This window comes from Sporolactobacillus putidus (assembly GCF_014647035.1).
GTDB classification, from domain to species: domain Bacteria; phylum Bacillota; class Bacilli; order Bacillales; family Sporolactobacillaceae; genus Sporolactobacillus; species Sporolactobacillus putidus.
The window spans coordinates 1-16,262 of the sequence record NZ_BMOK01000013.1; the positions used below are offsets into that span (position 1 = coordinate 1).

Genomic DNA, 16,262 nt, shown 5'->3' on the forward strand with positions numbered 1-16,262 from the left:
CAGTAAAAAAAGAACCCTACCATAAAGATAGAGTTCTATGGACCATCAACACTATTTGACAAAGTCCCGTATATCTATGGCTTTATTGATTTTTCGCTAAATTTTCCAATGCCCAATAGTTTGGTTTTCCGCTGCCTAAAAGCGGGACTTCCTCTACGTATTTGATGTCGGAAGGCATATACAATAACGACATTTTTTTGCTCTTGATAAACTTTTTAAATTCTCTTGATGAAATCTTGGGCTTTGTCGTGAACATGACAATTTGTTCGCCTTTGCGGGTATCCGGGATACTCACGGCGTAGAAAACAGACTCGCCAAAGCACTCGAGTGCTAATTCCTCAACTTTATTCAGCGAGATCATTTCACCGGCTATTTTCGCAAATCGCTTGAGCCGGCCGATGATCCGAATAAATCCTTCTTCATCGATTTCCGCGATATCGCCGGTATTGTACCATTCCCCGCAGGGCACAAACCCTTTTCCGTGAATCAAATATCCCTTCATGACATTCGGGCCTTTGAGCAGCAAGTTGCCGCCTTCTTGAACGCCCTCTACTTTAGCAATCTTCGCTTCCATTAATGGGATCAGTTTGCCTACCGTTCCCTCTTTATGTTGCTCCGGCGTATTCAAAGCAATAATCGGCGATGTTTCCGTTGTCCCGTAACCCTGGAGAAGGGTAATTCCGAATTTATTCTGATAGAGTTCCATGACGTCCTTCTGCAGCTTTTCTCCGCCGGCTACAACAATTCTTAACGTTTGGAACTGTTCTTTCGTGGCGAATTTAGCATAATTCTCAAAAAAAGTATTTGTCGCTACAAATAGGGTGCTTTTATCTTTTTCAATCGCCTTTGGAACCTCCTTGTAATGAAGCGGGGAGGGGTAAAGGAACACTTTGACATTTGTGACAAGCGGAAGGATAGCGCCCACGGTCATGCCAAACGAATGAAAGAGCGGCAGCGGATTGAAAATTCGATCGGTATCCCAGATTTCTATATGCGCAAAGACTTGCTGGATATCCGCGTAAATGTTTCGATGGGTCAGAATAACGCCCTTTGGTTTGGATTCGGTTCCGGAGGTAAACAAGACGACTTGCGAGGAATCTCTTTTCTTGAAACGCGAGACCCGCGATTCAATCAGTCCGGACAATTTATGGAAAGTAGAAATGCCATCCCGTAAATCCTCCAGGTAAACGATTTTAACCTGCTTCTCCATTTCTTCGACGGTATAACCGAGATCGGCCGCCTTCACAAATACTCTGGACGTAATCACCGTTTTCAAAGAAGCCGTCTCGATGCAGTCGATAATGTTCTGTGTTCCCATCGTAAAATTTAAAATGCACGGCTGCTGTTCATTCTTAAACAGCGAGAACAATACGATGACATGCGCCGCTACATTCGGTAAAAAAAGACCCACTCGTTCCTCGTTTTTGACGGCTTCATGAATTTTCTTACTCATAATGTTGACAGCAATTAAAAATCGATTATAGGTTAGCGAGCTATTGACATCCTCAATAATCACTTTTTTCGGATGCAGCTTCGCCTGTTTCACCATTTCATCAAATAAATTAACCTGATCCGGTATCTGCAACGTCAAAACCTTCACTCCCCAATAAAAACATTCAGTTTTTGTTTATACAAATAAGAAAGTACAATGAATAAAAGATTAGAGGTGTCTAGTATAAGAAAAACTAAGGCTCAGGCCGTCGTCAAAGCCTTGGCTTCGTCAAGTTTTTCTTATATCACTCATCGATAAAAAAAGCAAGGACACGCAAAACAGAAGTTAGAATATAGAGTTCACATTATTAAAAAAGGGAATTACAATTGAAGTGTACGAAGTAAACGTAAAAGATGTTTCATGATAATTGTAAAAGCTGTTTCCGCATCAGCCTGACGGTAAAAAATGAATCGATAGGCTGATCCTGAAGAAAACTTGCCGATGGGCAAACCTTTGGCGTAGACAGACGCGCCGTATACGATCTGCCGGTGAATTTTGTAGGCTTTCTTATTTTTGTTGATAAATCAAATAAGGTCGTTTAATCGGAAGGGTACCAGTCAGTACTTTTAAAATTAAACAAACAACAATTCAAGAAAATAGGTGTTTACACATGATGTGAATCCCACGGTTCACACATAGATTTCATGACAAAGTGATCTTTACTGACTTATAATTAAGGAAATACACGATGCGTAGCTGATGGGTATTGAGCAAGAGTAAGGATTAACGATCAGAATGAGGTGCTTAACATGGCTGAACCCAAAGTTTACCCCATTCGCCTAGTGATTGGTGGGATCAACTTTTTTTCGTCTCAATTGAACATTGTCTGTGAGAAACCAGACCATTCATTAATAAACATTACTCTTGATTTAACTAACGTTAAAAAATTGCAATTGTTGTCGTTTGAGGATTTATCTGAAGGAAAAGTTGTATATGAAAATAAAGGAATCTTCGGTCATGAAAAACTGACAAAGGTAATTCTTCCTAAGGATATTAACAGATTAAATTAAAATGAAGAATATCAGGGAAATGAAATTAACTTGAATAATTTAAATACGTTAAAAAACATCATAAAAATTTTGTTCTGGACTATATCAATAAGTATTATTACATCTTTCTTATTAAACATTGCTCCAAATTCACCTAATGGCGTTATAAAATTTTCAATGATTTTTAATCAAAAATATGATCTGCATCTGATTAAATCAGTTTTATCAGTGGCTTTATTTATTTTCGTGATATGCTTCTCTCTCATTTTTGCTTACTCCATTTTCTATTACGTTAGACATAAATCACAACAAATATAATATCTACTTTTTACTGCGCAGTTAACGGACAATGCCCAACAGTTCGATCGAATTTAGAAAGCTGAACCCAATCAGGAGAAAGTCGAGCCAAAACGCGAAAAAGTAGAACCGAAATATTGAAAAGTAGTACCGAATCCGGCAAAAATCGAACCGAAAATGAGAAGTTGAACCGAAACGGGAAGAAGTCGAACCGAACTATTGAAAAGTAGAACCGAATCTAGCAAAAGTCGAACCGAAATTCAAATTGGACCAAGCTGAGTCAACATGACAAAAAAGTTCAGCCATTATATATTGTCAGATCTTTACTTCACTCCTATCGATTTTATGAACAGTTCGTGTTTATTGCGCAACAACGTTCTCAGTATAGATCTTTATTTCAACGCGTTATTTAATAAGAAAAAAACGACACAAAAATCTGCTTTTGTGTCACTTTTTAAAGGGAAAAATATTAATTTAAAATGGTAAGGCGAATAGATAGGTCACGGATTCAATGGGACGCAGTCAATCCACCACCAAGGTCATTGCATCCATGGAGCAGGTTCAATCAATGTTCTGCTTTGAGATACTTGACTAATTCTTCTGCACTTTGTTGAATCTCTTCACTTGAGAACAGACGGACACCCAGTTTTTTAAAAACGGGGAGGAAGCGCATGCCGGTCAGGTTAGCGGTCGCCTGGAAGGGCTTGACGAGTTCGCTGACGCTGAATTGGTTTGAACCGCCTGCCTGATAATTGGCTTCCGACCCGCCGATTGATATGGCCAATATGAAGTCTTTTCCTCTTAATTTCGTTCCATTAGACCCATAGGCCCAGCCGTATGTAAGCACAACGTCCTGCCATTCTTTAAGCAGTGAAGGACTGCTGTACCAATACATAGGGAACTGAAAAATGATTCGGTCATGTTCCGATAGAAGCTGCTGCTCTTTATTCACATCGATGATTCCATTTGGATAAGTGCTGTACAGGTCATGAACGGTGATGTTCTCTTCTTGGTTTAAACGCTTCATCCATATTCTGTTGACGTTTGACTGTGCCAAGTGAGGATGAGCGACGATATCCAGTATTTTCATTAGTCGATTATCCTTTCTCCTTAATGATAATTTCACATTCAGATCGATTGCATTACATCAAAATCCGATCGGAGGCAAAACGGATGCCAGGACCGGTACCGATTATTGAAATCACAGGATCTGAGAAAATGGAAACCTCCTTGTTTTTTATTTGTATATGCAAATGAAAGACAAAAAATTATTGGTTCTGTTCCAGCTTATTGCTTGCTTCATGAAGCATCTTGCTTAAATCCGCACTGAATTCAGGACCTAAGATCGCAGAATAACGGTCAAACAGTACTTCGAGAGATTCTCGAAAATGCTTGTAGATTTTTTCTCCCTCATCAGTCAGAGCGATATTGGTTTCCTTTCCGCTTGCCGTTCGTGTCACGAGTTTTCGTTTTTCAAGCTTATCGATAAAACGTGTACTCGTTGAGGGAGCAATGGACAATTTGCGGCACAGTTCTTTTTGCGTAATGTTCGGATGAAATCTGACAGTCATGATCAAGTACAGGTAAGTTGGCGCAAGATCATCGGCATCGAACGTTTTTTCAGCTAATTTCGTGATGTTGCGGGCAAACCGGCTGGCAGTAAAATAGAGACAACGGGTTAAAAGCCGATTCTCTTCACACATTTTTCTCAGACCCCATTTCATTTGCATATACAAATTAACACAGAGGACGATGAAGAGCAAATGAAAAGACTCAGCCTCTTTGTATTTTCGTACCGTTGAAGAATCGTTTACAATTGAAACAAGGATCATACAGAAGGGTGAAGGCTCTGATAAAATCCCCAAAATGGCTGTTTTCAGTGAAGAAAAAGCGCTTAGCCTAAATATGGGTTAAGCGCTTTTATTTTGGAAATTCAGAATAAACTCATTACTGCGGCTTGACTGGCATCTCATTGTGGGTCCAGATGGACGGCATTACAGAAACTTTGAGATTATCAATTAGGGTTCTTCCCCTCATTGAAAATAACTGAATACCATCACTGTCGGGACTAGGGAAAATCTGATCAGTTATAGCAACCCAGCCGCCATTGGCGAAAACTTCCACGGAAGACCAATCCACATAGATCTGTAGGGATACTTTTCCATCCCGGAGTGGTAAGTTTGCCCGCTCGATGCTTGGAAAGGATGCATTAAAGCTTACATCCCCTGATTTTGTGCGATCAAGGTAGAGTTGCCCGTTCACTGCATCATAGCCGATCGTGGTTTGCTCACCGTTTCCGGTACGGATATTCACTCCGAAGTTTTCTGCTGTTTGTGGCGTAAAGGTAACGTCCAAACGGTATGCTTTCCCTGAGGCATTTTCTCCCAGTGTGGTTTCTCTATCGGCAAGGGGCGTGTTTTTCAGCTGATATTGGACCCTTTGTGCCAAATCCTTAGCCTCTCGAACGGGTAACTGAGTGATCTGTGGCTTACCGTTTATGGTTTGCAGCTTCAGCTCCCGAGGAAGGGACTGCACGCCCCGCCAAGGCGAAGTTGGAATGTCATTAGCATAGTTCCAGTTGTTCATCCAGCCGATCATGATCCGCTGGTCTGCAGGAGCATCGTTGTAGGTGACCGCTGCATAGAAATCCTGTCCGTGGTCAATCCAATGAGCTCGCTGGAGAACATTGGTGGCGGGAGAATCGGCCAAGGTAAACTGATCAGCCAGTATGTGCCCCCAGCCCCCTGTGTTTCGGTCAACAATCTGAATCTGAGCCTTTTGTCCCTGCAGATCATGCAAATCCCAAGATGCCCAGTCCAATGCCGCGCTGTCATTACCGGTTGCAGTACGAACAACCTGCCCGTTGACCAAAAGATTGACAGCCGTTTCAGAATCCCAGGGCATTGCCTTTACATCGGAGAAGACAATGTTATCAACCATGAGATGTCCCCAGCCGCCGCTTCCATCATTTTGATCAACGATTTGTAAGGTAGCCTGCTTGCCACGATAATTCCTGACGTCAAAGAATTTCCAGTCGAGATTCGGGCTATTATTACCGGTAGCACTCGCTACAACATTCCCATCAATGATGAGATTAAGAACTGTAGGGTGACCCGACGAGATAGGATGATCCCCTCCGGCGATAAGAAAATCGATATAATCAGAGTTAATCGTGAACGTCGGAGACGTCAGAGTTCCTTCGGCGCTATCACCGGTTTGATACGTGTCTAAAACTTGACTTCCTAACATACCGCTCAAATTTTCTTTGACCGGAACGATTCCGACGAAATCACCGGTCCCTATCCATCCGGGCAAGCTGGTTCCTTCAAAGTCTTCAAAGATCTGTCCCGGAGGCGGGGCGGTCGAAGCACTAGCTACATAAGGATGATTACCTCCGGCGATAAGAAAATTCAAGTAGTTTTGGTTGATTGTAAATACCGGGGATGTTAGGGTACCGACTTCACTATCGCTGCCGTGGAAACTATCCACGAACCCGTGTCCCATGTATCCTGTCGGACCGGGCTCATCCTTGACCGGACCAGTGCCGAAGGCCGTTCCGGTTGTCTGCCACAATCCATAGTCCGGACCTTCAAAATCGTTGAGAACCGAACCAGTTGGGGGAATGTATGCCGGTTCACCATCGGTGAATGTGGTACCATTAAAGTCCCCAACAAAATACTGTGTTTTACCGAAAACATTAACAGTCAGTACCCATTTTATCTTATTGTTGTTGCCATCCAAAGGCATTGGAAATAGATCCGGACACTCCCAAACAGCGTTAGTGACTCCGTCAGGGCCAAATTCGCTCAGTAACGACCAGCTTTTCAGATCGGGGGAGGAATAAATACTAACCTTATGTTGATCTGACAGAGCTACAACCATCCGCCAACTTTTTGTCGGTTCATACCAGAAGACCTTGGGATCTCGAAAGTTGTGAGATCCAATGTCAAGCACCGGATTTCCAGCATACTTCGTCCACATTGTGCCATTGTCGGTGCTGTAAGCCAAAGCTTGCCGTTGAATTCCACTAGACTTCTGGAAACTGGTATAAATGGCAACTAGCGGTGGGTTTGAAGATGTTCCCAAACCACTCGAATTGGTCCTATCGAAAACGACACTCCCAGACCAAACCTCCTCATTGGCATCTACAGGGATCGCTACCGGAAGCTCTCTCCAATGGACAAGATCCTTGCTCACGGCATGTCCCCACGAACCGTTCCCTCCTGTCGTCCCAAACTTGTTATACTGGTAGAACAGATGATATTCGCCCTTGTAATAGATCAGTCCATTAGGATCATTCATCCAATTTTGGGCTGGTGAATAATGAAACTGAGGACGATAGGGCTCCGTATAAGCGATGCTTTTCGCATTGACGGCCCCGATCAGCGTAAATGACAGAACCAGAGCAATCGTTGCAAAGACGGTAACCGCCCGTCTCCTGTTCTTTCTTCCTGCAAAACGCCTAATGTACTTAAACATAAGGTACACCTTCTCTCGATTATGATCTAAATGCTTGGTTTACTCGCCGAACTTCGAGACAACTATTTTGATTTTGCTATCCAGCTCATTTAATAACCGGATAAGCTTTCCCGGTTCATCAAACCAAATGTTTATCCCCCCTCCCCCCTATTCTTTTTTCATACCTGCAATGTTGATGCCAATTAATGTATTAAAAAAAACATAAAAATAAAACGCTTTCATAAAAACGCTTTTTTTGCCTTGAATAACTGAATTAAAGAAGCGTATCAAAATTTAAGAACAGTTGGATCAAGTCCATGATTCACTATTTAAAAAATAGCTGTTTTTTGACACACATCCAGGTTTTGCAATGTAGTTTCAACACACTATCTTTGACCGGTTGGCGGCCCGGATATAGCGTATCACTTTACCGTTATTTTGGTGCAAATGGCTTTTAGTTACCTTAAGGGACATTCCCATTTCTGGATTGTCGTTTATTAACAAGGCATTGCAGACAGACCACGTCACAAGTCTTACTTAAATTGAAATAATGCATAATACCAATGCCGGATATCTTTTTTTCTTAACTTGGGAATATTTGTTCGTATAAAACATACGATCCGAATAAGAGTCTACTAGTTTACTGGTTACGTAAACCAAGACCCTAATCATTGCAAGAAGTGATGGTTTTTGTGTTTCTGGGGTCTTGTGCTAGATATTTTAACCTATAAATAATTATAATAGACTATGATAGCGTTATAATTGAAGCAGAAATGGTGTGTTCTGGGTGCCGCCTTGCTTTTTGTGACTTCTAAAGGAGCGCCTGCTCATGCAAATACAGGGGATAAGGAAGGTTACAATGAGCAATATACAGAAAAAAACAGATGTGATCTTAATTGGTGCAGGAGTCATGAGCGCTACTTTAGGATCGTTATTGAAAACGCTAGCACCTGAATGGGAAATCAAAGTGTTTGAGAAACTCGGAAACGCGGGAGAGGAAAGCTCTAACGAATGGAATAATGCGGGTACGGGCCATTCTGCGCTGTGCGAGCTGAACTATACATCCGAAAAATCTGACGGATCTATAGATATTAGCAAAGCGATAAAAATTAATGAACAGTTTCAGCTTTCAAGACAGTTTTGGTCCTATCTTGTAAACAGCAATCTGATTCGTCGTCCGCAGGACTTTATCATGCCGATCCCTCATATGAGTTTCGTACAAGGGGAAAAAAATGTAACGTTTTTGAAAAAACGTTTTAAAACGCTGTCAAATAATCCCTTGTTTAAGGGAATGGAATTTTCCGATGACCCTGAAAAGCTGAAGGAATGGATTCCGCTGATCATGGAAGGTCGTACATCGAATGAACCGATAGCGGCAACAAAAATCGACTCTGGAACGGATGTCAACTTTGGGGCTTTAACACGCATGTTGTTTGACCATTTAAAGAGTAAAAACGTCGAGATAAACTACAAGCATCGCGTTAAGGATATTAAACGTGCGGACGGCTCATGGGAAGTGAAAGTGCAGGATATCGATAGCGGTAAAATCGAATACCATACGGCAAAGTTCGTCTTTATCGGCGGTGGGGGCGGAAGTCTGCCTTTACTTCAAAAAACCGGCATTCCTGAGTCCAAACATATCGGAGGATTCCCGGTCAGCGGACTCTTTATGGTCTGCAACAATCCAGAAGTTGCCCGGCAGCATCATGCCAAAGTATACGGGAAAGCTAAGATTGGTGCTCCGCCAATGTCTGTTCCGCATCTTGATACAAGATATATCGCGGGCAAGAAAACATTGCTGTTCGGACCGTTTGCCGGTTTCTCGCCAAAGTTCTTAAAAACAGGCTCAAACCTTGATTTGATAGGTTCCGTAAAACTGAATAATGTCTTCACGATGCTCTCGGCAGGTGTCAAACAGATGGCATTGACAAAATACCTGATCCAGCAAGTGATGTTATCGAATGAAAAGCGTATGGAAGAATTACGAGAGTTTATTCCAAACGCCAAAAGCGAGGACTGGGATCTAGTGGTAGCGGGCCAACGTGTGCAAGTGATCAAAGATACGGAAGCCGGCGGCAGGGGAACTCTTCAATTTGGTACAGAAGTTGTTACAGCTGCTGATGGCTCGATCGCCGCATTGCTCGGCGCTTCTCCGGGTGCTTCAACTGCCGTTTACGTGATGCTTGATGTATTAGAAAAATGCTTCCCAGAGCAGATGAAAGTATGGCAACCGAAAATAAAAGAAATGATTCCTTCTTATGGCGTGTCACTCGTGGAAAACGCGGATCTTTTCCGAGAAATTTATACGTCAACAGCGCGGACGCTCGGTCTGACCCTGGCAAGAGTCGGCTTGGGTTAACTCTTTGTTTCTATGAAGAGAAGATTGAAAAGGCAATCATTAAAAAAGAGAAAAAGAATTGAGTCAAGCATAGAACATCATTGAAACTAAACACAGAACCTTTGATCTGTCCTTAGATTAAAGGTCCTTTTTTAGTATCAACATCGGGCTTAAAGCCCAATGTTGATTTTGTGCTTTGTTGATTGACCGGAAGGTGCGCGGATCGCCCGCGGAAAGCGAGCGCGTGGAGCGAAAAGCAACGGATAAGATGACAGAGCCCAAAATTTACGAGGAGGCTATGAACATGGACTGGGAAAAAGCGGATCAGAATCTGGGAGAATACCTGGCGACACTCGTTGCGGGCTATGCGTGCAAAAAGAAGATGATGTTCGGGGCTTCGGTCTATTTTGTGAATGACAATATGTGGACGGGCGTGAAGGGCAAAATCGTTTTCCTCAGATTATCTGAAAACGACCGCTCGGCAATTCAGGCTGAAAACGATGAAATCAGGCCTTTTGAGCCTGCCCCCGGCCGTATGATGAAGGAGTATGTTGAGGTTCCGGAAAGCAAGCTGACCGATGATGAATTTGCCCATAAATGGCTGGATATTTCATATTCCTATGTAAAAAGTCTTCCTCCTAAAGTGAAAAAGGAGAAGAAAACCAAATCAGGGAAACCCGGACGAAAATAATTCTATTTTTTTACTTTAAGACGGCGAGCTTAAAAAAAGGGCCCATGAAAAAAAGCCGACTCGAAAAATATTCAGGAGGATTATCGAAGTGACTGTTTATTTGGCTCTGTTGAGGGGCATTAACGTGGGCGGTAAAAACAAGATAAAAATGGCCGATTTAAGACATGTACTTGAATCCATCGGCCTTAACCGGGTAGAAACGTATATTCAGAGCGGCAATGTTTTATTTGAATCCGATGATGAAGAAGATACGCTTCGTAAGAAAATAGAAAACGAGATCGAAACGATTTTTGGATTTCCAGTCGTTGTCGTTTTGAGAACAGCCGCCGAGTTAGAACGGGTGATCCGGGTTTGTCCATTTTCTGAGGAAGAAATTAAAGAAGCGGAATGGGCAAATTCAGAAGGAGAAAGCCTATACGTCGCCCTGTTGACCCACCCCCCTTTAAAGCAAAAAATGGATGACTTGAACAGGTTTAAGAGTGGGGAAGATGATTGTCGAATAGTGAACAGGGATATTTATCTTTTATTGCGGCATAGTATTCGACATTCCAAACTTGCGAATCATCTTCAAAAGCTGGACGTGCCGGCGACGATCCGCAATTGGAAAACGATGAACAGACTTCATACATTAGCAAAATCGAGGACAGATAAGGAATAGAGTTCTGTCCTCGATTTTGCATACCATCAAGGCAAGCAAAGATGCAATAAAGTGGTGCCGCTCTTTGTTTATTTTTTTTCAAATACCAGCCCAAAGTGATAAGGCGGCAGATCAAAAGAATCGAGTAAAGAAAACCCTGCCTCTTCCGCCCATTCACTGATTTTTTCGGGTGTCGGCCTGATTTCGAGTGAGGGCCCTCTTGGCGTGTCCCCGTACTTCCAGTGGATAACGCCCGCCCTTCCTTTGCTGTTCAGCAAGTTATATGCGCTCCTCAGTAAAGCCAGAGGCTTTTCACAATGAAGGATATTGAAAAGCGTGATGTAATCAACAGTTTCTGTATGCCTTTCAAGAGATTCGGCTCTGTTTGCAGCGGACATATCACCGCAAACGAGAGCGACATTTTCCAGGTTTTGCTTCAGTGCCTTTGTCCTGCAAGCCTCAATCATCTCCGGGTCAATGTCTATGCCTATGGCCTGTCCGCTGATCCGTTTAGCGGCCGGTATTAAAAAAGTTCCGTATCCGCAGCCAACATCAATCAGTGTATTAATGTTTCGCCCAATGCCCATCTGCTCAAGAATCTGATCCGGATCGAAAAAAGTTTTCCATAATTGTTCATCCGGCATGCCCGACTCTCTGTATTTCATATCCATACACCACTTTTTTGTTTCATCTCTTAAGGAGGATTGCCCCAGCAGAAAATTTTTCTCCCTTAAATGTAACATATTGAGATGCAAAGTTTGTTCATTTATGCTTATTTTAAAAGATGAACGTTTGATCATCCGGGGAAACACAATACCGATACATTTCCGCAAATACTAGATATAAATACATAAGTGTAGATCCAGAGGCGGGGAGACTTATAAGAAAAGGGTATTAAAACGACTAAACAAGGCTTACGAAAGGAGACATCATGGAGGGAAGCAAAATTACATTTCAATCAATCGATGAATATATTTTACAATTTCCTCCCGAGGTTCAGGACATACTGAGAACGTTAAGGAAAGTTATAAAAGAGTCGGCACCGGGAGCTGAAGAAAAGATCAGCTATCAAATGCCCGCTTTTGCGTTGCACGGAAATTTGGTGTACTTTGCCGCCTACAAAAAGCATATTGGATTTTATCCGACTTCCAGCGGAATCACCGCCTTTAAACAAGAGTTATCGAAATATAAGGGATCAAAAGGGTCGGTGCAGTTTCCAATTGGAAATCCTCTGCCTTACGAATTAATCAGCAAGATCGTTAAATTCAGAGTTGCTGAGAATATAAAACGCGCAGAAGACAAATTGAAAAAGAAGAAATCCATTTAAAATATTTTGATCCCATTAAACACATGATTTTATCTCTTATTTCTAAGGTTTCTCTCTCTTGCCGACTGAAAGCATTTTATGTATCCAAGGGTTCGGCAGTATGAAAAAAGCGGGTACCAATGCGATTAAAATATAACTGAGATAAATCGAATAAAAAGAAAACCAGATGGCAAAACCATAGATTCCTATCGGGCATAAATGTATGATTAAAATTCTTTTGATAAATTTCTCCGACAAGTTTCTCTCAATGTGACGGTTATTTTTTGAAACATACCGCCAAAACCAGGAACCTGTCAGATTGGTCATCGAAAGCGTGAGACAATAAATCGTAATGGCGATCGGATCATTATAGTGCCAGCTGATCAGTAAAGTTGGAAAGGGCATAAAGGCTATAAAGAGTAAAGTCAGGTTATTAATCCATAAAGCATTCCGATCAATGGTCCTGACAAAATGGATCATCGTGTGATGGGCCACCCAGTACACACCGATGATCAGAAAGCTGAGAATATAAGCCAGGATGTTAGGGTAAAGGTGAATCAGGGTTGAGGTGATGTCTGCTTTAATGAGATCCTGGTTATTAATATTTAATACCAGCAGGGTTATGGCAATAGCAAAAACACCGTCACTAAATGCTTCAATCCTATTTTTGCCCATAATTTCATCTCCCCTCGATTTGTAAATGAGACATCAGCCCGTCCGTTTCGACCATTACTTATCCAACGTACGCGATTCGCTGCAGTTTATGAACTGTGTTTGCGATTCAAGAATAAACAGAATTTTTGAATCCGTTTATTTTTTAATCATCCATTGAGTTTTCTTCAATGGATCATTTTTATGCTGCCTGAACTTGCTGAAATGGAGTCCCGGGCTGCCTGTTGAAAAGAACACCGCAATGATGACTAAAGCCATACCCATGATTTGCTGCCATGTAATGGACGAACCATAGAAGAGCATCGAAATCCACGTGGCATTAATAGGGACTAAATTCATATACATGCTCGTTCTGCTCGCTCCAATTTTTTGAATGCCCATATTCCAAAGAAAGAAAGCGACGACCGTCGAGCATAGGACCATAAAAGCCATTTCCGCCCACGCTTGCACAGACACATGAGTCACATTCCCCCAGCCATTCTCAAAAAAAGAACCAATGGCCAGAAAAAATGAGCCGATCAACATCGTAACTGTTGTCGTCAAAAGGGGGAGCAGGTCTTCATCACAACCTTCCCGATGAGTCCGTGGGCGACCCAGCAGCCTAACGCTGTAAGAAGCAAGAGGTCTCCGATGTTGAACTTTAGCGCCGTGATCGTCTGAAGCGACCCCCTGACGATCACGAGAAATACACCAAAGAGAGACAACAGGAGACCGAAACCAATCCGGAGATTCCATGATTCTTTCAGGAAAACAACGGCACCAAGGACAACAAAAACGGGTGTCGTCGCCATAATTAAAGATCCATTGATAGGCGAAGTGTATTTCATTGATTCAAAGAAAAAGAGATTGTATCCAAAAATTCCGGTGAGCGACATGAACAGGATACCGATTCCGCTTTTTTTAGATAAATTTGTTTTCCATTCAGATCTGACCGCTGTAATCGTCAATAAAATAATACTGGCTAATCCAAAACGAATTGTTGCAGCTGTTACGGGGGGTATCTCGGTGATCACGTGTTTCGTTGCTCCAAAAGCGCCGCCCCAAAATATCGGGACAAGTAAGAGTAAAATATAATAGATGCCGTTGTTTTGTTTCTCTTGTGCTCTCATTTAGCGGTCTCCCTTGCCTGACTTTAATTTACTATCAAATCATTTATGCAGAGAAAGCCCCTTCACGATCTTGTCAACGGTATTTTTCGGACCATACATCGCCATGCCGACAATTTGAAGGTCTTCATCCCTGCATGATTTAACGGCCGCCCGGTTATCCTGGTCATTGTCCGTCTTGAAAAGTTCCTCCGTATAGATTGAGAGATGGATATCTCTGCTTAACGCACGCTGATGCACCTTTTTAATTTGGTCTTTGTCCGCGGAGAAAACTAATACGGGCTGCTTGAACATGGGCAGGTACATGTGCCCGGAGCCGTCTTCATAATTTTCACCGATAATATCTTTTACTGTTCCGGCAATGCCGCTGACTGTAAATGCGGTGATATTCAGCTCTTGCCACATTTGCAGTCCTTCTCTTATAACAACCGTTATTTTTGTGCTTAGCTTCATAGAGAATGCCCCTTTCATGAATTTTGCTATTTTAGAAGACGATAAACTTCGTTCATGGGCCTCAGCCAGTTCCGGCTCATAACAGCTGAGGCTGACTCAGGGTTGTGTTCATTAAAAGCTTGAATAACGGCGGCATGTTCCTTTACGGAATCTGTTTTAAGGGTAAGATCATTTTTTAGAAAAACATATTTAAAGCGTCGAATGTGCAGCTGCAAGGTTGCCGAAAAACGATCGATGTACGGATTATCAGCAATCTTTAAAATGAGATTGTGATAGTCTTCATCACAAGTCATCGCGTCAAATGGCTGTCCATTTTTTATGGCTTCTTCATATTTTTGGTTAATGGCCTTCAGCTCTTCAACTTGTTCCGGAGTGATGAGTTCAGCTGCTTCCTCAGCTGCCAAAGCTTGCAACGAAGCAAGCGGGGGATACACTTTCAGAACATCTTTCTTTTTAATCAGGGTAATACGTGTTTCTCTGCCGGGAAACGTCTCAATAAATCCCTGAACTTCAAGCAGCTGCAGGGCTTCGCGTATGGGTGTTCGGCTGATGCTGAGAGTTTCTGCCAGTTCCGAATCGTATAGTTTTTCTCCGGGTTCAAGCGTTCCATCAATAATACATCGTTGCAATTGATTAAATGCCTTATCCTTGGCAGATAAACGGACGGGAGAAGAATAGTTTTTCGGTATCGGCATATTGTAATCCCAAATGTTTGATTTATTAGAAATATATCACATATGTATTTATATATCAATACTGTTGCTGTTCATTTTAATATTTAATAGTCAAACACAAAAAATAGTTTTGAGAGACCGATTTGTGCGTTAAAATTGTATAAAAGATGACAGAATGTAATTTAAACACTGTCAAGTAAGTCAATGGCGCGGCTAAGTTCTCCATTTCGCAAATAAAGCCTTAAGCGTATACGGAAGCGAATTGAGAAGTATGAAAAACATAAAACGGAAAGTTGATACGGATTATTGATCTGAGGTGAATGTATGATCGTCAGAGAAATGCAGCTTGAGGATATTCCTCAACTATCAGTTCTTTACCGGCAGTTTTGGAATGAAGAATCGGATGTTGTGAAGATGAAAAAACAATTTGTAAAAATTCGAGAGGAAAACACGCACATCCTATTAAGCGCAATAATAGAAAATAAATTGGCCGGTTCGGTGATGGGTATTGTCTGTGAAGAGCTTTACGGGGACTGCAAACCCTTCTTGGTGATTGAAAACATGATCGTTGATCAAACCACGAGGAGGGCGGGAGTTGGCAGGGCCTTACTGCTTGAACTAGAAAAAAGGGCTGCGGAAAGGAACTGCACGCAAATGATTCTGGTGACAGAAGAAGATCGGCTTGATGCTTGCAGTTTCTATGAATCTTATGGATTTCAACGAAATAATAGAGGCTATAAGAAAAAACTATAATGACAAGAAAGCCTCACGGGGAGCGTGTGTGCTAAAAGCAAGTTTTCACCAGGCTAAAGTTGATGACGAACTGCAGAAAATTCCGCCTGCTGAGCCCTTATCGCCTGCATGAGTAAAAGCGGGCCGCTAAACCGTCAGGACAAAACCCCGAGTAAGCGAATAACCTTGTAACCCCAATATTAAACCGCGCTTTTTATCCCGACCTGGTCGAAGAATACATCCTCCAATATGGCGTTTATCCAAATTCAAAACCATACCGGCTTGATTAAACCCTTTCATTCAGGCAAGGACACAATTTTTGCTCTCTTCTAATCTGTCTTTTCACGGCACACGTCCCGTCGCAGAGACACAAGTACATAGATTCCAGTGGAAGTTATGGAAAACAGGTAACTAACC

Annotated in this window: 14 protein-coding genes and 1 pseudogene; 6 read left to right on the plus strand and 9 right to left on the minus strand. The window is 42.2% G+C overall.

Annotated features, from left to right (window positions below; all coding sequences use genetic code 11):
- Window positions 1-82: 82 nt before the first annotated feature.
- Complete coding sequence (locus IEX81_RS12935) at window positions 83-1,600, minus strand: AMP-binding protein (RefSeq protein ID WP_229727613.1); 1,518 nt, start codon at window positions 1,598-1,600, stop codon at window positions 83-85.
- 641 nt (window positions 1,601-2,241) lie between these two features.
- Here IEX81_RS12935 and IEX81_RS12940 point away from each other — a divergent pair.
- The gene (locus IEX81_RS12940; RefSeq protein WP_188803994.1) at window positions 2,242-2,502 is read left to right on the plus strand and encodes a hypothetical protein; all 261 of its coding nucleotides are present in this window, start codon (window positions 2,242-2,244) and stop codon (window positions 2,500-2,502) included.
- 841 nt (window positions 2,503-3,343) lie between these two features.
- Here IEX81_RS12940 and IEX81_RS12945 read toward each other — a convergent pair.
- From IEX81_RS12945 to IEX81_RS12955, 3 genes are all read right to left on the minus strand, one after another.
- Window positions 3,344-3,868: an NAD(P)H-dependent oxidoreductase gene (locus IEX81_RS12945; RefSeq protein ID WP_188803996.1), complete on the minus strand. Its 525-nt coding sequence runs from the start codon at window positions 3,866-3,868 to the stop codon at window positions 3,344-3,346.
- Between the two features lie 178 nt (window positions 3,869-4,046).
- Window positions 4,047-4,481 carry a MarR family winged helix-turn-helix transcriptional regulator gene (locus IEX81_RS12950; protein WP_188803998.1) on the minus strand — a complete coding sequence of 145 codons (435 nt, stop codon included), beginning with the start codon at window positions 4,479-4,481 and terminating at the stop codon, window positions 4,047-4,049.
- A 244-nt stretch (window positions 4,482-4,725) separates the two neighbouring features.
- Window positions 4,726-7,257: a GH32 C-terminal domain-containing protein gene (locus IEX81_RS12955; RefSeq protein ID WP_188804000.1), complete on the minus strand. Its 2,532-nt coding sequence runs from the start codon at window positions 7,255-7,257 to the stop codon at window positions 4,726-4,728.
- 808 nt (window positions 7,258-8,065) lie between these two features.
- Here IEX81_RS12955 and IEX81_RS12960 point away from each other — a divergent pair.
- The 3 genes from IEX81_RS12960 (at window position 8,066) to IEX81_RS12970 (ending at window position 10,923) form a co-directional block, all read left to right on the plus strand.
- Window positions 8,066-9,595 carry a malate:quinone oxidoreductase gene (locus IEX81_RS12960; RefSeq protein ID WP_268239362.1) on the plus strand — a complete coding sequence of 510 codons (1,530 nt, stop codon included), beginning with the start codon at window positions 8,066-8,068 and terminating at the stop codon, window positions 9,593-9,595.
- A 283-nt stretch (window positions 9,596-9,878) separates the two neighbouring features.
- Complete coding sequence (locus IEX81_RS12965) at window positions 9,879-10,265, plus strand: TfoX/Sxy family protein (protein WP_188804004.1); 387 nt, start codon at window positions 9,879-9,881, stop codon at window positions 10,263-10,265.
- 88 nt (window positions 10,266-10,353) lie between these two features.
- Complete coding sequence (locus tag IEX81_RS12970; RefSeq protein WP_188804006.1) at window positions 10,354-10,923, plus strand: DUF1697 domain-containing protein; 570 nt, start codon at window positions 10,354-10,356, stop codon at window positions 10,921-10,923.
- Between the two features lie 68 nt (window positions 10,924-10,991).
- On the opposite strand, the gene IEX81_RS12975 is transcribed toward IEX81_RS12970, so the two are convergent.
- Entirely contained in the window at window positions 10,992-11,567 is a 576-nt protein-coding gene (locus IEX81_RS12975; RefSeq protein WP_188804008.1) for a class I SAM-dependent methyltransferase, read from the minus strand.
- A 266-nt stretch (window positions 11,568-11,833) separates the two neighbouring features.
- Here IEX81_RS12975 and IEX81_RS12980 point away from each other — a divergent pair, with 266 nt between their 5' ends.
- A complete protein-coding gene (locus IEX81_RS12980; RefSeq protein WP_188804010.1) occupies window positions 11,834-12,229 on the plus strand; it encodes an iron chaperone in 396 nt (131 codons plus the stop codon).
- 42 nt (window positions 12,230-12,271) lie between these two features.
- On the opposite strand, the gene IEX81_RS12985 is transcribed toward IEX81_RS12980, so the two are convergent.
- The 4 genes and pseudogenes from IEX81_RS12985 to IEX81_RS13000 form a co-directional block, all read right to left on the minus strand.
- Window positions 12,272-12,883 carry a TMEM175 family protein gene (locus IEX81_RS12985; RefSeq protein ID WP_188804012.1) on the minus strand — a complete coding sequence of 204 codons (612 nt, stop codon included), beginning with the start codon at window positions 12,881-12,883 and terminating at the stop codon, window positions 12,272-12,274.
- Between the two features lie 135 nt (window positions 12,884-13,018).
- Window positions 13,019-13,989 (minus strand): annotated as a pseudogene (locus IEX81_RS12990) (DMT family transporter).
- A 39-nt stretch (window positions 13,990-14,028) separates the two neighbouring features.
- Window positions 14,029-14,439: a DUF2000 domain-containing protein gene (locus IEX81_RS12995; RefSeq protein WP_188804014.1), complete on the minus strand. Its 411-nt coding sequence runs from the start codon at window positions 14,437-14,439 to the stop codon at window positions 14,029-14,031.
- Window positions 14,440-14,465: 26 nt separating this feature from the next.
- Window positions 14,466-15,134 carry a GntR family transcriptional regulator gene (locus tag IEX81_RS13000; protein WP_188804016.1) on the minus strand — a complete coding sequence of 223 codons (669 nt, stop codon included), beginning with the start codon at window positions 15,132-15,134 and terminating at the stop codon, window positions 14,466-14,468.
- A gap of 303 nt (window positions 15,135-15,437) precedes the next feature.
- On the opposite strand from IEX81_RS13000, the gene IEX81_RS13005 reads away from it, so the two are divergent.
- Window positions 15,438-15,866, plus strand: a complete 429-nt coding sequence (locus IEX81_RS13005) for a GNAT family N-acetyltransferase (protein WP_188804018.1) — start codon at window positions 15,438-15,440, stop codon at window positions 15,864-15,866.
- Window positions 15,867-16,262: the final 396 nt, after the last annotated feature.